16 protein-coding genes and 1 pseudogene are annotated in these 17,931 nt (G+C 74.1%); 6 read left to right on the forward strand and 11 right to left on the reverse strand.

Features of this window, described 5'->3' with window-relative positions:
* Positions 1-15: 15 nt before the first annotated feature.
* The 5 genes from AB0L75_RS01125 to AB0L75_RS01145 form a co-directional block, all read right to left on the reverse strand.
* Positions 16-1,293, reverse strand: a complete 1,278-nt coding sequence (locus tag AB0L75_RS01125) for an MBL fold metallo-hydrolase (protein WP_365173646.1) — start codon at positions 1,291-1,293, stop codon at positions 16-18.
* Positions 1,176-2,432, reverse strand: coding sequence for an aminotransferase class I/II-fold pyridoxal phosphate-dependent enzyme (locus tag AB0L75_RS01130; protein WP_365173648.1), 1,257 nt, complete (start codon positions 2,430-2,432; stop codon positions 1,176-1,178). Before AB0L75_RS01130 ends, AB0L75_RS01125 begins: the two co-directional genes overlap by 118 nt.
* Positions 2,433-2,655: 223 nt before the next feature.
* On the reverse strand, positions 2,656-3,621 hold the full coding sequence (locus AB0L75_RS01135) for a hypothetical protein (RefSeq protein ID WP_365173650.1): 966 nt from the start codon (positions 3,619-3,621) through the stop codon (positions 2,656-2,658).
* A gap of 410 nt (positions 3,622-4,031) precedes the next feature.
* Positions 4,032-4,733, reverse strand: coding sequence for a response regulator transcription factor (locus AB0L75_RS01140; protein ID WP_365173653.1), 702 nt, complete (start codon positions 4,731-4,733; stop codon positions 4,032-4,034).
* Positions 4,734-4,789: 56 nt separating this feature from the next.
* Entirely contained in the window at positions 4,790-5,515 is a 726-nt protein-coding gene (locus AB0L75_RS01145; RefSeq protein WP_365173655.1) for a CBS domain-containing protein, read from the reverse strand.
* 190 nt (positions 5,516-5,705) lie between these two features.
* Between AB0L75_RS01145 and AB0L75_RS01150 the strand changes: the two genes are divergently transcribed.
* Complete coding sequence (locus AB0L75_RS01150) at positions 5,706-6,776, forward strand: zinc-dependent alcohol dehydrogenase family protein (protein WP_365173657.1); 1,071 nt, start codon at positions 5,706-5,708, stop codon at positions 6,774-6,776.
* A 415-nt stretch (positions 6,777-7,191) separates the two neighbouring features.
* Positions 7,192-8,910 carry a GAF domain-containing protein gene (locus AB0L75_RS01155; RefSeq protein WP_365174821.1) on the forward strand — a complete coding sequence of 573 codons (1,719 nt, stop codon included), beginning with the start codon at positions 7,192-7,194 and terminating at the stop codon, positions 8,908-8,910.
* 530 nt (positions 8,911-9,440) lie between these two features.
* On the opposite strand, the gene AB0L75_RS01160 is transcribed toward AB0L75_RS01155, so the two are convergent.
* Together AB0L75_RS01160 and AB0L75_RS01165 are read right to left on the reverse strand one after the other, a co-directional pair.
* The gene (locus tag AB0L75_RS01160) at positions 9,441-10,100 is read right to left on the reverse strand and encodes a CBS domain-containing protein (RefSeq protein ID WP_365174823.1); all 660 of its coding nucleotides are present in this window, start codon (positions 10,098-10,100) and stop codon (positions 9,441-9,443) included.
* A 26-nt stretch (positions 10,101-10,126) separates the two neighbouring features.
* On the reverse strand, positions 10,127-10,588 hold the full coding sequence (locus AB0L75_RS01165; protein ID WP_365173659.1) for a cyclic nucleotide-binding domain-containing protein: 462 nt from the start codon (positions 10,586-10,588) through the stop codon (positions 10,127-10,129).
* Between the two features lie 262 nt (positions 10,589-10,850).
* Here AB0L75_RS01165 and AB0L75_RS01170 point away from each other — a divergent pair, with 262 nt between their 5' ends.
* Positions 10,851-11,228 (forward strand): DUF2795 domain-containing protein, encoded by a 378-nt coding sequence (locus AB0L75_RS01170; RefSeq protein ID WP_365173662.1) that lies wholly within the window; start codon positions 10,851-10,853, stop codon positions 11,226-11,228.
* 150 nt (positions 11,229-11,378) lie between these two features.
* On the opposite strand, the gene AB0L75_RS01175 is transcribed toward AB0L75_RS01170, so the two are convergent.
* From AB0L75_RS01175 to AB0L75_RS01185, 3 genes are all read right to left on the reverse strand, one after another.
* Positions 11,379-11,636, reverse strand: coding sequence for a DUF6158 family protein (locus tag AB0L75_RS01175; RefSeq protein ID WP_365173664.1), 258 nt, complete (start codon positions 11,634-11,636; stop codon positions 11,379-11,381).
* Positions 11,637-11,824: 188 nt separating this feature from the next.
* Positions 11,825-13,444, reverse strand: a complete 1,620-nt coding sequence (locus AB0L75_RS01180; RefSeq protein ID WP_365173666.1) for an ATP-binding cassette domain-containing protein — start codon at positions 13,442-13,444, stop codon at positions 11,825-11,827.
* 365 nt (positions 13,445-13,809) lie between these two features.
* The gene (locus AB0L75_RS01185) at positions 13,810-14,466 is read right to left on the reverse strand and encodes a histidine phosphatase family protein (RefSeq protein ID WP_365173668.1); all 657 of its coding nucleotides are present in this window, start codon (positions 14,464-14,466) and stop codon (positions 13,810-13,812) included.
* Positions 14,467-14,547: 81 nt separating this feature from the next.
* Here AB0L75_RS01185 and AB0L75_RS01190 point away from each other — a divergent pair.
* The 3 genes and pseudogenes from AB0L75_RS01190 to AB0L75_RS01200 all read left to right on the forward strand — a co-directional run bounded on the left by AB0L75_RS01190 (position 14,548) and on the right by AB0L75_RS01200 (position 17,151).
* Positions 14,548-15,994, forward strand: a pseudogene (locus tag AB0L75_RS01190) (phosphatase PAP2 family protein).
* A gap of 125 nt (positions 15,995-16,119) precedes the next feature.
* Positions 16,120-16,941, forward strand: coding sequence for a methyltransferase domain-containing protein (locus AB0L75_RS01195; RefSeq protein ID WP_365173670.1), 822 nt, complete (start codon positions 16,120-16,122; stop codon positions 16,939-16,941).
* A 42-nt stretch (positions 16,942-16,983) separates the two neighbouring features.
* Positions 16,984-17,151 carry a hydrophobic protein gene (locus AB0L75_RS01200; RefSeq protein WP_365173672.1) on the forward strand — a complete coding sequence of 56 codons (168 nt, stop codon included), beginning with the start codon at positions 16,984-16,986 and terminating at the stop codon, positions 17,149-17,151.
* 6 nt (positions 17,152-17,157) lie between these two features.
* Here the strand turns inward: AB0L75_RS01200 and AB0L75_RS01205 are convergent, their stop codons facing one another.
* Entirely contained in the window at positions 17,158-17,919 is a 762-nt protein-coding gene (locus AB0L75_RS01205) for a GvpL/GvpF family gas vesicle protein (protein WP_365174826.1), read from the reverse strand.
* Positions 17,920-17,931: the final 12 nt, after the last annotated feature.

The raw sequence follows: 17,931 nt of genomic DNA on the forward strand, positions 1-17,931 counted from the left end.
GGTCCGCTTCGGGCCTCACTCGAGCACCTTTGAAGCCCCTACCGGCAGATCCCACAGGTCCTTGCGCTCCAGCCCCGCTTTCTCCCAGGCCGCCCGCGCCCTCGTGAGCGGTTCCAGGACCGGTTCCGCCGAGAGGATGAAGGTGCCCCAGTGCATGGGGGCCATGCGGCGGGCGCCGATGTCCAGGGTGGCCTGGACGGCGTCCTCGGGGTCGCAGTGGACGTCGCTGAGCCACCAGCGGGGGTCGTAGGCGCCGATGGGCATGAGGGCGAGGTCGATGCCGGGGTAGCGGCGGCCGATGCGGGAGAACCAGTGGCCGTAGCCGGTGTCGCCGGCGAAGTAGAGGCGCTGTCCGTCGGCGTCGGTGAGGACCCAGCCGCCCCAGAGGCTGTGGCAGGTGTCGGTGAGGGTCCGCTTGGACCAGTGGTGGGCGGGCACGAAGTCGAAGCGGACGCCGGACAGTTCGGCGCCCTCCCACCAGTCCAGCTCGGTGACGCGGGTGAAGCGGCGGCGACGGAACCAGCGCCCGAGGCCGGCCGGTGCGAACACCGGGGTGTCCCGCGGGAGTCGGCGCAGGGTGGGGGCGTCGAGATGGTCGTAGTGGTTGTGGCTGATGACGACGGCGTCGATGCGCGGCAGGGCTTCCCAGGGGATGCCGACGGGGGTGATGCGCTCCGGCGTGCCGAGGATACGGCGGGACCAGACGGGGTCGGTGAGGACGGTCAGGCCGCCGATCCGGACGACCCAACTGGCGTGCCCGGCCCAGGTGACGGCGAGGGTGCGGGTGCCGACACGCGGCAGCGGAGCGGGCTCCCGGGGGAGCCGGTGGATGTCGGCGAGGCCGTCCGCGCCGGGGCGTACGGCGCCTTCGCGGGCGAAGCGGGCGAGGGCCTTGAGGCCGGGCAGCGGGGCGGTGAGCCGGTCGTGGAACGTGCGCGGCCACACACGGTGTTCGCCGAGCGGGCGGGGCTCGGCGAGCGGGGGGAAAGGGGGTGCGGGTGCCGAGAGGGTCGGCGGGCGGGTGCCGTGGGGCGGTGCGGTCACCGGAGCGGCTTGGGGCCTCGTGGTCGTCGCGGTCGTCGTCGGGGCCGGTCCGGGCTCGGGCTCTGCGGTCTCAGGCGTGGTGGACTCGTGCGTCTCGGGCTCGTGCGTCTCGGGCTCGTGCGTCTGCTGCGTCATCGAGGCGGCTCCCGTCGCTGAGCGTCGTCGCGGAGATCGTCGAGGACCGACGTCAAGGAGATCAACGCGCGTTGCACATGTGGCAGTTCCAACGGTGCGGGTGAGGTGAGGCATTCCGTGCGTTCCTCGTCCGTGGCGCCCAGCAGGGGGCCCGTGGCGAGTCGTACGCGCAGCGCCCCGAGGTCGTCACCGAAGCGGTGGCCGCCGGGGGCAGGCATGCCGAGCCGGGTGGTGAGCAGGTCCTCCAACTCCTGTGCGTCGCCGACGTCCTGTGCGGCGAGGGGTTCACGCAGCGGGCCGAGGTCGGCGTACAGATGGCGGCCGGCCTGCGGGGGGCGGGCGAGCGCGCCGGCGGCGACGACGGCGGCGTGCGCGGCGGCGGCCACGCGCGCGTGCAGCCGTACGGCGGCCTCGCGGCGCTCGGTGACGGGCGGGGGTTCGTCGAGGGCGTAGCCGGCGGCCGCGGCGACGGGTGCGGCGATGCGGGCGCCGAGCGCGGTGAGGATGTCGAGCACGCGCGCGTGGAGGTGTCGTCCGGGTTCGGTGGCCGGGAAGCGGGCGACGGCGGCGGGCCAGCCGGGGGGCAGCAGGGATCCGGCGAGGTCGGTGACGACGGTGACCTGGTCCGGGCGCATCTCGGCGGGGCTGAGCAGAACGGTGTCGTGGAGGTGGTGCAGGGTGTCGCGCCAGGTCTCGTCGCTGACCAGGTGCAGTCCTTCGGCGGTGGCGGCCTCGACGGTCTCGTGCAGCAGTTCGGGCGGGGCGACGGTGGCGGTGGGATCGTCGGCGACGGACAGCACGAGCAGCCGGGGCTCGCCGCCCTCGGCGCGGACCCGGCGGACGGTCTCCAGCAGCGCGTAGGGGTCGGGGACACCGCCGCTCTCGGCGGGCGTGGGCACGTGGTAGGCGGGCCGGCCGAGCACCCGGGCGTACGGCGCCCACCAGGCGGCGCAGGGACGGGGGACGAGGACGTCGGCGTCGTCCCCGGCGAGCGCGGCGGTGAGGGCGAGCAGCAGGGCGGGGGCGCCGGGGCCGGCCGCCGCCTGGTCGGGGACGGTCGGCAGTCCGCGCCGGGTCCAGTAGCCGCAGGCCGCTTCGAGGAGGGCGGGGGCGCCGCCGACGGGCTGGGCGTCGGCGCGGCCCGCCGCGGCGGCGAGTACGGCGGTGAGTTCGGGGAGCACGGGGAGGCCGTCGCCGGGCAGCGGCGGGCCGTAGCGGACCGGGCCGTGTCCCTCGGGGTCCGTCAGCCGCATGTCCGCCTCCGCGGTCCTGGTGGGTGTGGTGGGTATGCCGCCGGTCCGGTCCGTGTCGGCCGGGGGCGGGCTGTGTCGTCGTGGGCTGCTGGGTGCCGGGGGTCTCTGACCCGGGTGTGTCCGTGGCTTGAGGTGTCGGTCGGCCGGGGCGTGTCTGGAGGTGTTCTCGTGAGGGTGTGTACCCACCGGGCGGGCCGCCATGGGCGTGGCGGCGCTGTCCCGGTCACATGTCCGTGGGCCGTCCGTCCGCGGCGGCCCGACAGCCGTGCAGCCGACGGCCGTACAGCCGGTAGCCGGCGCCGGCGCAGGCCGCGGCGATGAAGGCGGCGCCTGCGGCGAGGGCCGGAACCGAGTCGGTGAAGCTGCCTCCGGCGCCGGCCTCGACTCCGTGTTGCACGGTGGGCGGGTGTTCCGCGGCGGCGGGGTCGCATCCGTCGGTGCCGTGGACCTGCCGGTCATCGGGGCCCGCCGGGCCGCCGCAGGTGTGGCCGGCGAGGCAGGGCTGGTCGTGGGTCTGCGCGCAGGAGTGGCCGTCGTCGGAGCAGGCCTCGGGGCCCGCACCGGCGTCGGCGCACGCGTGGCCGCCGCCCTGGCACTGGCCGGCCTCACGGCACGGGGTCCGGCCGGGGCAGGTCTCCCCCGCCGTACAGCCGGCGCCGTCCTGGCAGGGCCGGCCCGCCTTGCAGCCCGCGCCGTCCGGGCACGACTCACCACCCTTGCAAGCCGCCCCGCCGTCCGAGCACGACTCACCACCCTTGCAAGCCGCCCCACCGTCCGAGCACGACTCACCACCCTTACAAGCCGCCCCACCGTCCGAGCACGACTCACCACCCTTGCAAGCCGCCCCACCGTCCGGGCCCGGGCAGGGCTCCGGGCCGCGGCAGTCGGCTCCGTCCTGGCAGGGCTCACCCCCCTTGCAGGCCACGCCGTCCGGGCAGGGCTCGCCGTCCCGGCACGGAGCGGGGCCGTCCTGGTACGCCCCGGCGCACTGCTGCGGCGCGGCGCACGGGCCGGGGACACCGGCGGGGGCGAGGCCGGGAACGCCGTCGGGAACGCCGCTGGGGGCGACGGCGTGGGTCGGGGACGCGGGGCCGGGGCCGACCTCGGCGGCCGACGCCGCGGGCCCGGCCAGGGCGAGCGCGGCACCGGCGGCGAAGGCGACGGACAGGGCACGGACGGTGCGGCGCATGAGACGGGCTCCTCGGCGGCACGGCGGGTCGGTGGCGGTACGCCGGACACCGGTCGGCAGTGCGCCGGGCATCGGTACGGCGGTGCCCGGGCACCGGCGGGTCGGAGCGTCGAGCACCGTACGGCGGTGCGGCGGGCACCGGACGGGCGGTGCGGCGGCACTGCCGGACGGCGTCACGGGTACGGGGCACGGGGGGCGTGCCCTCGCTGCCATCACAGCCCGCACGGCGCCGCGGCGCGCGCGGCCGGACCCCATTCGCGGGACACGGGCGCCCGGCCGGGTGAACGCGGTGTGCGCGACCATGCGGCACCGGCGCCGGCCCGGGACGAAGGGGGCGGCGGGCGGCGCGAGCGGCCGATCCGATCCGATCCGATCCGATCTGATAAAGAAAGAACCGTCGCGGGCGGCGCTCAGCGCGTAGCGTTCCGTGCGGAGCCTGGCGAGTTGAAGTGGGAGCCGAGGACCGCCGCCTGGACCCGGCGCTGCACGCCGAGCTTGGCCAGCAGCCGGGAGATGTGGTTCTTGACGGTCTTCTCGGACAGGTACAGCTTCTTGCCGATCTCGCGGTTGGTCAGGCCGTCGCCGATCAGGGCGAGGATGTCCCGTTCGCGTGGCGACAGGCCTGCCAGCTCCGGCGGCAGGGACGGTGGCCCGGCCGGGTCGGCGCGCAGGGACCGCATGAGGCGCGCGGTCGTCGCCGGGTCCAGCATCGACTGGCCGGAGGCGACCGTGCGGACCGCCGAGACGAGGTCGGAGCCCTTGATCTGCTTCAGGACATAGCCGGCCGCCCCCGCCATGATCGCGTCGAGCAGGGCGTCCTCGTCGTCGAAGGACGTCAGCATCAGGCAGGCCAGTTCCGGCATCCGGCTGCGCAGCTCCCGGCAGACGGAGATGCCGTCGCCGTCCGGCAGGCGCACGTCGAGCACGGCGACGTGCGGGCGCAGCGCGGGGCCACGGGCGAGGGCGTGCTCGGCGGTGTCCGCGTCGCCGACCACGGAGATGTCCGGTTCGGCGTCGAGCAGGTCGGCCAGGCCGCGCCGTACGACCTCGTGGTCGTCCAGCAGGAACACGCGGATCGGGTTCTGCTCCGTGAAGGTACGTGTCTCGGTCATCGTGACCTCTCGTTCCCCGGGGGCGGGCGGACTGCGGCTGTCCACGAGGCCGATCATCACGCCTGGGCAGCGGGAGCACCAGGGCCGACCGGCCCCACTCCCCGGGCGGCGGCGCTCCGGTCGGCCCTCGCGTCCAGCGGGCCGTGCGCGAGGTCGAACTCCACGTCGACCACGCCTTCGACGGCCCGGACCAGGCGCGCGGCCACCGGGACCAGGGCGGTGTCGCGGATCCGGCCGGCGAGCGTCACGACGCCGTCGTGCACCTCCACCTGGACGGCCGAGCCGGGCGGCGGGAGGAGCCACGCGACGACGCGGCGCCGGACCTCCTCGGCGATGTCCTCGTCCGCGCGCAGGAAGACCCTGAGGAGGTCGGCGCGGCTGACGACGCCCTCCAGCAGCCCGTGGTCGTCGACCACGGGAAGCCTCTTGACGCCGTTCCTGGCCATGAGCCGTGCGGCCTCGGCGAGGGTGGCGTGCGCCCGTACCGTGATCGCGGGGCAGGACATCAGGTCCGCCGCGGTGAGCGCTCCCGCCTTGGCCAGGTCGGCGGGCCGGCGCAGGCGGGTGTAGCCGTCTCCCGGGGCGTCCCGCAGCTCTTCCGTGGGCAGCAGGTCTGCCTCGGAGACCACGCCGACCACCCGTCCCTCGCCCTCGATGACGGGCAGGGCGCTGATCCGCCAGTCCCGCATCAGCTGCACGATCTCCTTGAACGGCGCCGGCCGGCCCACGGCGACGACCGTGTGGGTCATGACGTCGCTGACGATGCGGGTACTGCCGTACATGGCGACTCCGTCGGCGGCTCGTGCGAGGGCTTGTACGGGGGCTGTTGTGCCGCTTCCAGCGTGTGTCCGCACCGCGGGCACGGGCCAGGGGCCACCTGGACCTCGCCGGGGCCGGTCGGCCCAAGCGCGGCCCCTCGGACAGCCCGCAGGCTGGACGTGCGGGGCAGTTCCAGAAGGGGTGAGGAGCGGCATGAAAGGCTTCGTCTTCCATGGTCCCGGCGAGGCGTCCTGGCAGGACGTCCCGGATCCGGCCGTCAAGGCGCCCACGGACGCGATCGTGCGGGTCGGCGCCGTCACCGTGTGCGGGACGGACCTGCACATCCTCAAGGGCGACGTGCCCGAGGTACGCCCCGGCACGGTGCTCGGCCACGAGGCGGTCGGCGAGATCGTCGAAATCGGCGGCGACGTGCGCACCGTACGGCCCGGCGACCGGGTGCTGCTGTCCTGCATCAGCTCCTGCGGCCGGTGCCGCTTCTGCCGGGAGCGCGCCTACGGCCAGTGCCGGGGCGGCGGAGGCTGGATCCTCGGCCACCTGATCGACGGCACTCAGGCCGAGTACGTCCGCGTGCCCCACGCCGATCTGTCCGTCCACCCGCTGCCCGCCACGCTCCGCGACGAGGACGCCGTCCTGCTCGCGGACATCTTCCCGACCGCGTACGAGGTGGGTGTCCTCAACGGGCGTGTGTCGCCCGGCGACACCGTGGCCGTCGTCGGCGCCGGCCCCGTCGGGCTCGCGGCCGTCGCCACGGCCCGCCTGTTCTCGCCCGAGCGGATCATCGCCGTCGACCTGGTCCCGGCCCGGCTGGAGGCCGCCCGGCGGCTCGGTGCCGACGCGGTGGCCGATGGGCGCGAGGCACCGGACCAGCTGGTCGCGGATCTGACCGGCGGGCTCGGCGCGGACGTGGTCATCGAGGCGGTCGGCGTCCCGGAGAGCTTCGGGCTGTGCACCCGTGTCGTCCGCCCCGGCGGACACGTGGCCAACATCGGCGTGCACGGAAAGCCCGCCCTGCTCCACCTCGAAGACCTGTGGAACAGGAACGTGACCATCACGACCGGCCTGGTGGACACCTACTCCACGCCGACGCTGCTGCGGATGGCCGCCGCCGGCCGGCTCCCGACCGGGCAACTGGTCACCCACACCTTCCCGTTGGGGCAGATGGAGGAGGCGTACGAGGTCTTCGCCAAGGCCGCCGAGACCGGCGCGCTCAAGGTGGTCCTCGGCGGGCAGCAGCACGCGGAAGTGGCCGTCCCCGCGTCCTGAGAGGAGAGGCGCGACGCATGCCGGACGGCCGCACGCGCCGGGGCAGCCGCCTCCTGCCTGCGGTATCCGGAGGAGCGCCCCGGACCGCTGCCGGAGTTCATGCGGCCCGGTCCGGGCGAGTGCCGCGCCCTGCCGGCGATGCACGGGAGGGAACAACTCCGGTACCCGGCAAGGGCCTACGGCGCCCGTGGGCCGAAGGCTCTCGCACCCTGTGAGTGCGCATCGCTCCCTTCACCGTCACCCGGCGCCGTATCACCGTGTGATCGACGCCGCGTCCGGCCCCACCACGGGGTCCGGTCCCTGCCCGGCCGGCCGAGGCACCCTGCTCTCGCACCGGCGCCCGCCGATGGCGGATACGGTGGTGGAGGACCCGGCCGGTCCGGGGCCGCCCGGTGAGGTGACCTGGAGGAACCTGGTGGCAAGGAGCGAGGGGCCTCGCGTACGGCTGCCGCAGCTGAAGCTGGACGAGCTGCTGGAGGAGCTGCAGGCCCGTATCGACGCGGCCCGCGGCACTCGCGACCGCGTGCACAGCCTGCTGGAGGCGGTGCTCGCCGTCGGCCGGGAGCTGGACCTGGAGCAGGCCCTGCACTCCATCGTGGAGGCCGCCGCGGTGCTCGTGGACGCGGAGTACGCCGCCCTCGGTGTCATCGGTCCGGACGGCAGGACCCTGTCCGCCTTCCACACGGTCGGCGTCGGCGAGGACGACATCGCCAGGATCGGCCCGTTCCCGGAGGGCCACGGCATCCTCGGCGAGCTGATCCGCCGCCCGGAGCCGCTCCGCCTGGCGAAGATCTCCGAGCACCCGGCCTCGTACGGCTTCCCGCCGAACCACCCGCCGATGCACAGCTTCCTCGGTGTCCCGATCCGGGTCCGCGACCAGGTCTTCGGCAACCTGTATCTGACCGAGAAGCGCGGCGGGGTCGAGTTCGACGAAGAGGACGAGTCCGTGCTGTCCACACTGGCCGTCGCCGCCGGCGTGGCCATCGACAACGCCCGACTGTACGAGGACTCCCGGCTGCGCGAGCGCTGGCTGCGGGCGAACGCGGAGATCACCCACAGCCTGATGTCGGGCAGCGCCCGTGCCGAGTCCCTGACCCTGATCGCCGAGCGTGCCCGGGAGATCGCGGGCTCGGCGCTGGCGGCGGTCGCCATGCCGGTGCAGGACACGGCGTCGCTCACCGTCGAGATCGCGGTCGGCACGGACGCGGGAGCGCACCGGGGTCTGGTGCTGCCCGTGCAGTACAGCCTGATGGGGCTGGCGTACACCGCCGCTGCCCCGGTCACCAGCGACGACGTCCTCAGCGACGCGCGGATCTCCCCGGAGCCGCCGCGCTTCACCGGGCTCGGCCCCGCCGTCGCCGTACCCATCGGCACGGCGGAGGGCAGTACCCGAGGCGTGCTCCTGCTGGCGCGCGAGACCGGCCGGGCGATGTTCTCGGAAACGGAGACCGAGATGCTGCAGGGCTTCGCCGCACAGGCCGCGATCGCCATGGAACTGGCCGAGCGCCGGCAGGACGCCGAGCAGATCGCGGTGCTCCAGGACCGCGACCGGATCGCCCGCGACCTGCACGACCTGGCCATCCAGCGGCTGTTCGCCACCGGGATGACCCTGCAGAGCGCGGGCCGCTTCATCGAGCACCCCGAGGCCTCCGAGCGCGTCCTGCGGGCCGTCGACGACCTGGACGAGACCATCAAGATCATCAGGTCCACGATCTTCGGGCTGCGCGCGCGGGAGGGGGCCGCCGGCAGCGGGCTGCGCGCCCGGGTCGTGCGCGCGGTGGGCGAGGCCGCCCCGGTGCTGGGCTTCGCCCCGAGCGTGCGCATGGAAGGCCTGGTCGACACCGACGTACCGCGCGAGATCGCCGACCACGTCATGGCCGTGCTCTCCGAGGCCCTCACCAACATCGCCCGGCATGCCCACGCCGACCGGGCCGAGGTCGTGCTGAGGACCGACGGTCGCCAGGTGTCCTTGACGGTGTCGGACAGCGGCGTCGGCATCCCGGCCGAGGGCCGGCGCAGCGGGCTGCGCAACATGTCCGAGCGGGCGGAACAGCTGGGCGGGTGCCTCGATGTGTCCCGTGCCGCCGGCGGTGGTGCCCTGCTGGCCTGGCGGGTACCGCTGCCCGCGACGTAGACGGCGGGGCGCCGGATCATCGGCGTTCGGCACCGTCGCCGGACCGCATCGGCCCCGGGACGGGCCACTCGGCTCCTGTCGCGCACGCGTCCGCCGCCGCAGGCAGGGTCGTCGCCCTGGCCACCGAAGGGGCCTGCAAGGACCTCGTCGAGACGCTGCACGCACGGTGGGTGAGCGCCCTGCCGGTGCTGGACGACGCGGGACGGTCGTCGGCATCGTCGCCGAGGCCGATCGGCTGCCCAAGGAGGCGTAGCGCGGGAGCGACCCGGGCCACCACGGGCAGCGGCGGCACCTCGCGGACGTGCGCAAGGCGGACGCGGTGGCCGCCGGGGAGCCTGCGGCCACGCCGCCGTCAACGTGGCGCCTGGGGCCGGCCTCGCCCCTGCCGCGTGTGTCATGGCCCGCGGCGGGATCAAGCGGCATCGTCAGCAGCAGTCGGTACGGCCCCGCCCTGCCAGGCATACCGGGCGTCGGGCCGAGGGTGTCCGGCTGGCAGCGGCGGAGTGTGGCGTCAGTCCAGGGGCCGCGCGTCAGACCAGGTCGGACGTGGTGAGCCGGCAGTCCACGCCCACCACGCCCTCGACCCCTTGGGTGAGCCGGAGGGCGAGCGGAATCCGCTCGGCCGCAGCGGAGGGGACACGGCCGGTCAGGGTCGCGACGCCCTCGGTGACCATGATGTGCACCGGCTCGACGGGATCCGGGAAGAGGGGGTCGATGACATCCCGTCGGATCTCGTCGGCGAGATCGCCGTCCGGGCGCAGGAACACCTTGAGCAGATCGCCCCGGCTGACGACGCCTTCGAGCAGGCCCTCCGCGTTCACGACGGGCAGCCGCTTGACGGTGTGCAGCGCCATGGCGCGTGCGGCCTCGGCGAGCGTGGCGTCGGCGCGCACGGTGACGGCCGGAGCGCTCATCAGCTGCTCCGCCGCCACCGCCCCCGCCTTGGCCAGGTCGGGCAGCCGGCGCAGCTGCGTGAGCCGGTCCGGATCGCTGTCCCGGAACTCCTCCTTGGGCAGCAGATCGGCCTCGGACACCACTCCGACCACCCGGCCGTCGCCGTCCAGCACCGGAAGCGCGCTGACCTGCCACTGCACCATACGCTCGACGATGTCCTTGAACAGGGTCTTCCGGCCCACCGCGACGGCGGCACCCGTCATCACGTCACGCACCCGGTGCGGGCCGCCGCCCATGCCGTCCTCCTCGCCGGGCCGGGCGGTCACCGCAGGCCACCGCTGCCGTAAGGGGCGTACAGATCCAGCAGCCGGACCCGGGAGGCGTGCAGCCGCTGGGCGACCACGCGGCCGACCCAGACCGCGACCGCCCGGCCGAACTCGGGGTGCTCGGCGCACATCGCACGGACCGACTCGGCGTCGAACTCCCACGCCCGCACCGGGCTCATCGCCTCGGCACCCAGGTGCCACAGGTACGGCGGGAAGTGCCAGGACCAGCCAATCAGCTCGCCGTGCCCGAGCGTTTCGACGACCGCGGCGCGCCGGCCGGGCACATGTAGGTCCAGGGCGACCGTGCCGGTGCGTACGATCCAGAACCGGTCGGCGCGCCGCCCCTCCTCGAACAGGCGGATCCCTGCCTCGAAGGAGACCTCCCGGGCGACCCGCATCAGCCGTGCACGGTGTTCGACGGGAAGCGCCGCGTTCATGGTGGTGGTGGCGGAGGTCATCACCGGCTCCCTTCCTGGGCCTCCGCTCCCAGCGTGTGCCGCCGCCGGCCCTGGCGCCACGGGCCGCTCGGGCCCGGATCGGGGTCGTTCGGCCCACGTGCGCGGAGCCGTTACGCGATCGCCTTTCCGGGTACGCGTCAGCCGACCGAACCGATCGGTGCGCAGATCGACCAGCACGGACGTGCGCGAGGAGTCCGGTCACCGGAGGTCACCGGTTCGCCACTGAACTCCTCGGCACCGTCCACCACCTGTGGAGGCAGACATGCAGCGAGGCAGTGACCGGCTGAGCGTCCACCGGGACGACGAGATGAAGCACGAGCTGAAGGACCTGCTCAGGTCCGGGCACCCGACGCGCGTGGAGGAGTGGCACGATCCGGAACCGGCCGCCGACGACGACCCGGAGGTGTGGAGCGGACCCGTGGGCGGCCTGGGGTCGCCGGCGTCGCTGGAGCGGATGCGGTCGGAGCTGGCCCGCACCCTGCACCGCGGCTCGTTCCCGGCGACCGCCCGTGATCTGGCTCGGATGCTGCGTCGGCAGAACGCCCCGACCGGGGTGGTCGACGCGGTGGCGGGGTTGCCGCACTCGGCACGTTACGAGAACGTACAGCAACTGGCCGAGGCCCTGACAGGCCGCGGCTGAGCCGGGGCCGGCCCACCGGGACCGGACGCGACCCGTGGAAGGCCGGCCCGGGTGGGCCGGCCCTTTTCGTGTGCGGCCTCGCGTTCGCGGGTCCGCGGGTTCGTGGATTCGCGTGCGCGTGCGCCGTCGTAGGAACGTCCGGTGGGGCGGTCAGGTGCCGGACGCCTCCGGAGTCGCCGCCTCGGCGCAGCTGCGTTCCCGAGCGCCCTCGCGAGTGCGGCCCGCGCTGACCAGGCGGCGCGGGTTGCGGCGCAGATACTCGCCCTCCAGCTGTGCCATGCGTTCGTTGTGGGTCCGCAGCGCGTCGTTCGAGCCGTACAGGAGGGTGTCGTGGCGCGTGCGGTGGATCGTCTCCAGCTCCTTCATGAGCTGCTGGTCGTCCAGTCGGCTGGGGTCGACTCCGGTCATGTGGTGCCCCGCTCGTCGTGTCCGTGTCCGTGTCCATGTCCGTGGGTACCGGTCCGGGTACCCGCCGCGCGTGCACCGTCCCCGAACGGTTTCCGGCAGGAATCCACGGAGCTAGCGTTCCTTCAGTCCACTGTACGAACATCCGGGGTCCCGGGCCTCCGCATGGGCGGGCCCGGACCCGGCAGGCCCTAGCGGGCCCGTTCCACGCGGCGTTCGTCCCAGACCGGCTCCGGGGTCTCGCGGACGCGGCCGTCGCTGCCGAAGACCAGATAGCGGTCGAACGCGCGGGCGAACCAGCGGTCGTGGGTGACCGCGAGGACTGTGCCCTCGAAGGCCTCCAGGCCCTCCTGGAGGGCCTCCGCGGACTCCAGGTCGAGGTTGTCGGTCGGCTCGTCCAGCAGCAGCGCGGTGACGCCCGCCAGTTCCAGCAGCAGGATCTGGAAGCGGGCCTGCTGGCCGCCGGAGAGCCGGTCGAAGGGCTGCTCGGCCTGCTGGGTCAGCTCGTAGCGGCGCAGCCTCGACATGGCCGCGCCACGGTCCTGGGAGTGCTCCTTCCACAGGATGTCGAGCAGGGCGCGGCCCTGGAGTTCGGGGTGCGCGTGGGTCTGTGCGAAGTGGCCGGGCACCACCCGTGCGCCCAGCTTCCACTCCCCCGTGTGCGCGACGTCCTCGCCCGCGAGCAGCCGCAGGAAGTGCGACTTGCCGGAGCCGTTGGAGCCGAGGACGGCGACCCGTTCGCCGTAGAAGACCTCCAGGTCGAACGGTGTCATCAGACCGGTCAGCTCAAGTCCCTTGCAGGTGACGGCCCTTACGCCGGTACGGCCGCCCTTCAGGCGCATGGTGATGTCCTGCTCGCGCGGCGGCTCCGGGGGCGGTCCGGCCTCCTCGAACTTGCGCAGGCGGGTCTGCGCGGCGGCGTACCGGGACGCCAGCTCGTGGGAGACGGAGGCCGCCTGGCGGAGGCTCAGCACCAGCTTCTTCAGCTGGGCGTGCTTCTCGTCCCAGCGGCGGCGCAGCTCCTCGAAGCGGGCGAAGCGTTCGCGGCGGGCCTCGTGGTAGGTGGCGAAGCCGGCGCCGTGCACCCAGGCGTCGGCGCCGGCCGGGCCCGGTTCCACGGAGATGATCTTCTCTGCGGCGCGGGCGAGGAGTTCACGGTCGTGGGAGACGAACAGGACCGTCTTGCGGGTCTCCTTGAGCTGCTCCTCCAGCCACCGTTTGCCGGGCACGTCGAGGTAGTTGTCCGGCTCGTCCAGCAGCAGCACCTCGTCGGTGCCGCGCAGCAGCGCTTCCAGCACGAGCCGTTTCTGCTCGCCGCCGGAGAGGGTGCGCACCTGGCGCCACTGGGCGCGCTCGTAGGGCATGCCGAGGGCGGCGGTGGTGCACATGTCCCACAGGGTCTCGGCCTCGTAGCCGCGTGCCTCGGCCCAGTCGGCGAGGGCCTGCGCGTACGCCATCTGGGCGGCCTCGTCGTCGACGGTCATGATGGCGTGCTCGGCCTCGTCGACCGCGCGGGCGGCCTCGCGGACGCGGGGCGGCGCGACGGACACGAGCAGGTCCCGTACGGTCGTCTCGTCGCGGACGGAGCCCACGAACTGGCGCATGACGCCGAGGCCGCCACTGACGGTGACGGTGCCGCCGTGGGGCGTCAGCTCGCCGGAGATCAGCCGCAGCAGAGTCGTCTTGCCGGCGCCGTTCGGTCCGACCAGCGCGACGGCGGCGCCCTCTCCGACCCGGAAGGACACGTCCCCGAGCAGGGTCCTCCCGTCGGGGAGGTGATACTCGAGATGCGCGGCTTCCAGATGTCCCATGGGCAGGCATTCTCCGGGTCACCCACCACCCGGAGCAAACGCTTATCCACACCCACAGCAACCGCCGGGCCCCGCCCACGGCAACCACCGACCCCCGCCCACGGCAATCGCGGCCCCGCGCACCCCGGCAACCGCCAGACAGCACCTGAAGCAACCGCCGGCCCGCGCCCACAACAAAAACCGGCTCACGCCCACGGCAACCGACAACCAGCGCCCCCGGCACCGCTGCCCGCGCCTGCGGCAACCACCGACCTACCCCACCCACACCAACCACCGGCCCGCGCCCCCAGCAACCACCGGCCGGTGGCCTGTCGTCTGCCGTGTGTGCGGTGGGCGGGCGGTGGGTGGGCGGTGGGTAGGCGGTGTTATCCGGTCGTGTCCACCCGCTCGCCCGCCGGGCCGGGCTCGCCCGCCGGCTCCACCGTGGCGCCCGCCCAGGAAAGGGCCTTCCAGCCGTCGGACGGGGAGCCCTCCAGGATGACCACGCCGGTGTTGCGCAGGAGGTGGGCGGCGGCGAAGGGGACGTCGACGTTGTCGGCACGGGCGGCGGTCCACATGCGGATCGCGGCGCCGTGGCTGACCATGGCGACGGTGCCCGCGCCGCTCGCGGCGGCCTCGGCTATCACGGCGTCGTACCGGGCGAGGGCCTCCTCGCCGCTCTCCCCGCCGGGGATGCGCAGCGCGGTGTCGCCGGCCGCCCACGCGAAGATCGTGCGCATGTACTCCAGGCCCTCGGGCGACTCTCCGGGCAGCATCTCCAGGTCACCGGCGGACACCTCGCGGATGCCGTCGCGCACGCGCGTCTCAAGGCCCCGGGCGGCGGCCAGCGGGGCGGCGGTGAGCTGGGCGCGCAGCAGCGTGGAGACGTAGAGGGCCTCGATGTCCTCCCCGGCGAGCGCCTCGGGCAGCACGGCGGCCTGCGCCTGGCCGAGCGGGGTCAGCCCGGGGCCGGGGACGGTGGTGTCCAGCAGGTGGTCCACGTTGGACGGGGTCTCACCGTGACGGACGAGGAGCAGGCGCATCCGGGGGTTCTCCTTACGCGCCGGTAGCACGCCCGGCGCAGGCGGGCACAGGAAACAGGCACTTCAGGGTAACCGGACACCATGAGCCCGGATCTGGACCTGACCGCCCGCACGACCGGCCACAGTCCGCTGGCCCGGCTGCTGGACCTGGACGGCCGGCTGTTCGAGGCGGCCGCCGGCCGGCACTGGCCCGGCGCCGAGCGGGTGCTGCCCCGGCTCAGCCGCGGCGCGAACCACGGGGTGCTGTGGGGTGCGACGGCCGCCGTGCTGGCCGCGAGCCGCACCCCGAGGGCCCGCCGGGCGGCCGCCCGGGGCCTGGCCTCCCTCAGCGTGGCCTCGCTGGCCGTCAACACGCTCGGCAAGCGCTCGGTGCGCCGGGCCCGGCCGGTGCTGGACCCGGTGCCGCTGGTGCGGCAGCTGAAGCGGTAGCCGATCACCACCTCCTTCCCGTCCGGGCACGCCGCGTCGGCGGCCGCCTTCGCGACCGGGGTCGCGCTGGAGTCGCCGGCGTGGGGTGCGGCGGTGGCTCCGGTGGCGTTCTCGGTGGCGGCCTCGCGGGTGTACACGGGGGTGCACTTCCCGAGCGACGTGCTGGCCGGCGCGGCCCTCGGCGCGGGTGCCGCCTTCCTGGTACGGCGGCTGGTCCCGGCCCGCGCCCAGATGCGGCGGACGGCCCGGCAGCATGCCGAGGCGCCCGCCCTGCCGGAGGGCGAGGGTCTGGTGGTGGTCGCCAACCGGGCCTCCGGCACCGCCGACCGGGTCCACGCGCTGCACGACGCGCTGCACGACGCCCTGCCGAAGGCGGAGATCGTCGGGTGTGCCCCGGAGGAGGTCGGTGCCCAGCTCGCGAAGGCGGCGGCCCGCGCCCGGGTGCTGGGCGTGTGCGGAGGCGACGGCACCGTGAACGCGGCCGCCGGCATCGCCCTGCGGCACGGTCTGCCGCTCGCGGTGCTGCCCGGCGGCACGCTCAACCACTTCGCCTACGACCTGGGCGTGGAGGACGTACGCGATCTGGCCCGTGCGGTCCGGCACGGCGAGGCGGTGGACGTGGTCCGGTACGGCACCGACGTATCGCCCGGGGACCTCCAGGGCGCGCCGGATGGGCGGCTGGCCTGCCGGGCTGCTGGGCGCCCTGCGGGTACTGCGCGCGGACCGGCATCCGCTGCAGGTGGAGCTGGGCGGTGAACGGCGGCCGCTGTGGCTGCTGTTCGTCGGCAACGGCGTCTACCACCGCATGGGGCTCGCGCCCGGCCGGCGGACCGATCTCGCGGACGGGCTGCTGGACGTGCGGGTGGTGCACGGCAGCCCCCGGCCCGCGCTGCGGCTGCCGGCCGCGGCCGCGGCGGGCCCGCTGACCCGGTCCTCCGTGCACACGGCGGTGCAGGCGGAACGGCTCCGGCTGACCGGGCTCGCGCCGGGCACCCCGCTGGCGTACGACGGCGAGGTCACGGCGGTGTCGGGCGAGGTGACCCTGGAGAAACAGCCGGCGGCGCTGACGGTCTACCGCCCTCTGCGCACCGCATATTGACGAACCGTCAGCACGTAGTGAACTGACGCCCCATCAGTCCAGTATGCAAAACGGACGTCTCATTATTCGGCTTGTCCGCGTACCGTGATGCCTACCGGCCGCGACGAGGGCGAAGGGGAACAGCCATGCCGAAAACGCAGGAGACCGCTGTCTACACGCACGGGCACCACGAGTCGGTGCTGCGTTCGCACACCTGGCGGACCGCCGCCAACTCCGCGGCCTATCTGCTCGGCTCACTGAAGCCGCACATGAAGATCCTGGACATCGGCTGCGGACCGGGCACCATCACCGCCGACCTGGCGGCGCTGGTCCCGGACGGCCATGTCACCGGCGTCGACCACGCACCGGGCATCCTGGACCGGGCCCGGGCCACCGCGGCCGGGCGCGGCCTGGCCAACGTCGACTTCGCGGTGGCCGACGTGCACGCGCTGGAGTACCCGGACGACACGTTCTGCGTGGTCCACGCTCACCAGGTGCTGCAGCACGTCGGCGATCCGGTGCAGGCGCTGCGGGAGATGCGGCGGGTGACGAAGCCGGGCGGGTTCATCGCCGTACGCGATGCGGACTACGCGGCCATGACCTGGTACCCGGCGGTCACGGGCCTGGACGACTGGCTGGACCTGTACGAGCGGGTGGCCCGGGCCAACGGCGGCGAGCCCGACGCCGGGCGCCGCCTGAAGGCGTGGGCGCTGGCCGCGGGGCTGCGGGACATCACGGCCACCTCCAGCACCTGGACCTACTCCACCCCTGAGGAGCGGGCCTGGTGGAGCGGCCTGTGGGCTGACCGCACGCTCGCCTCGGCCTATGCCGAGCGGGCCACGCAGGGGGGCCATGCGACCGCGGAGCAGCTGCGTGCCGTGTCCCGGGCCTGGCGGGAGTGGGGCGAGCGGGAGGACGGCTGGTTCGCGGTCCTGCACGGAGAGGTTCTGTGCCGTAAAGAAGTCTGATTCGCGGATTTGGGGAAACCCGGACTGCAGGAGATTCGCATCATGGTTCCCATCCTGCTGGTACTGCTTCTGGCGCTGATTCTGTTCGGGGTCGGATTCGCGGTGAAGATTCTCTGGTGGATTGCCCTGGCAGTGCTGGTCGTCTGGCTGCTGGGTTTCCTGGTCCGCAGCACGACCGCTGGTGGCAGGGGCCGCTGGTACCGGTGGTGAGGCGAGTCATGGCACCGCCTCCCCCGTGAAGGAATAGGCCGCCCAGGGGCCGGTGAGTTCCACCCGGATTCCTGGCGCCTCGTCCTTTGTACGGTCCACCAGCTCCACGAATTCCTCGGAATGCGCGCGGGGCACCAGATAGGCCGCGTCGAGGACGTTACAGCCGAACACCGTGGAAAGTGCGGAATTCTGTGCCGCGTGCAGCCGGGAATCCTCGGCGAGCCGGGAGAGGCGCTCGTGCAGCGACCGGGCGAACGCCTCGGCGTGCTGCCACCGCTCCTCGTGGGCACGGGTGCTCACGCGGCTCCGGTGCGGCTGGTCCCGGCCAATCGCGGGCCGCGCGGCGCCGGCGGGGACGGGCTCGGCGGGCTCGGGCTCCAGATAGAGCTTCACGCCCCACTCCACCCGGCCCTCCAGCCGGTCGAGGGTCCGCCGGAAGTCGTCCTCGCGGGCCTCGATCATGCACCGCACCGCGCTGTCGTCCCGGAAGACGGTCGCGAAGCGGAGCGGCAGCGGGGTGGTGACCGTGGTGAGCGCGTCGATCACACCCTGGTGGGCACGGGCGGTCGCGGCCAGCCAGTCCAGGTCCTCCAGATGCGCCTTCAGGGCCTCCTCGCAGAAGTCGGCCGCCGGGACGGTACTGACGACCGCGATCAGGTCGTGGTGGCGCAGCAGGGCAGGCGGGGCGCCCCCGATGCCCGTGAGCTGGACCTGCAGGGGCGTCCCGAAGGGGCGGCAGACGGCGTACACGTAGCGCAGCCCGGTCATGGTGCCTCCTCC

It is taken from the genome of Streptomyces sp. NPDC052101 (assembly GCF_040680235.1).
Classification (GTDB): Bacteria; Actinomycetota; Actinomycetes; order Streptomycetales; family Streptomycetaceae; genus Streptomyces.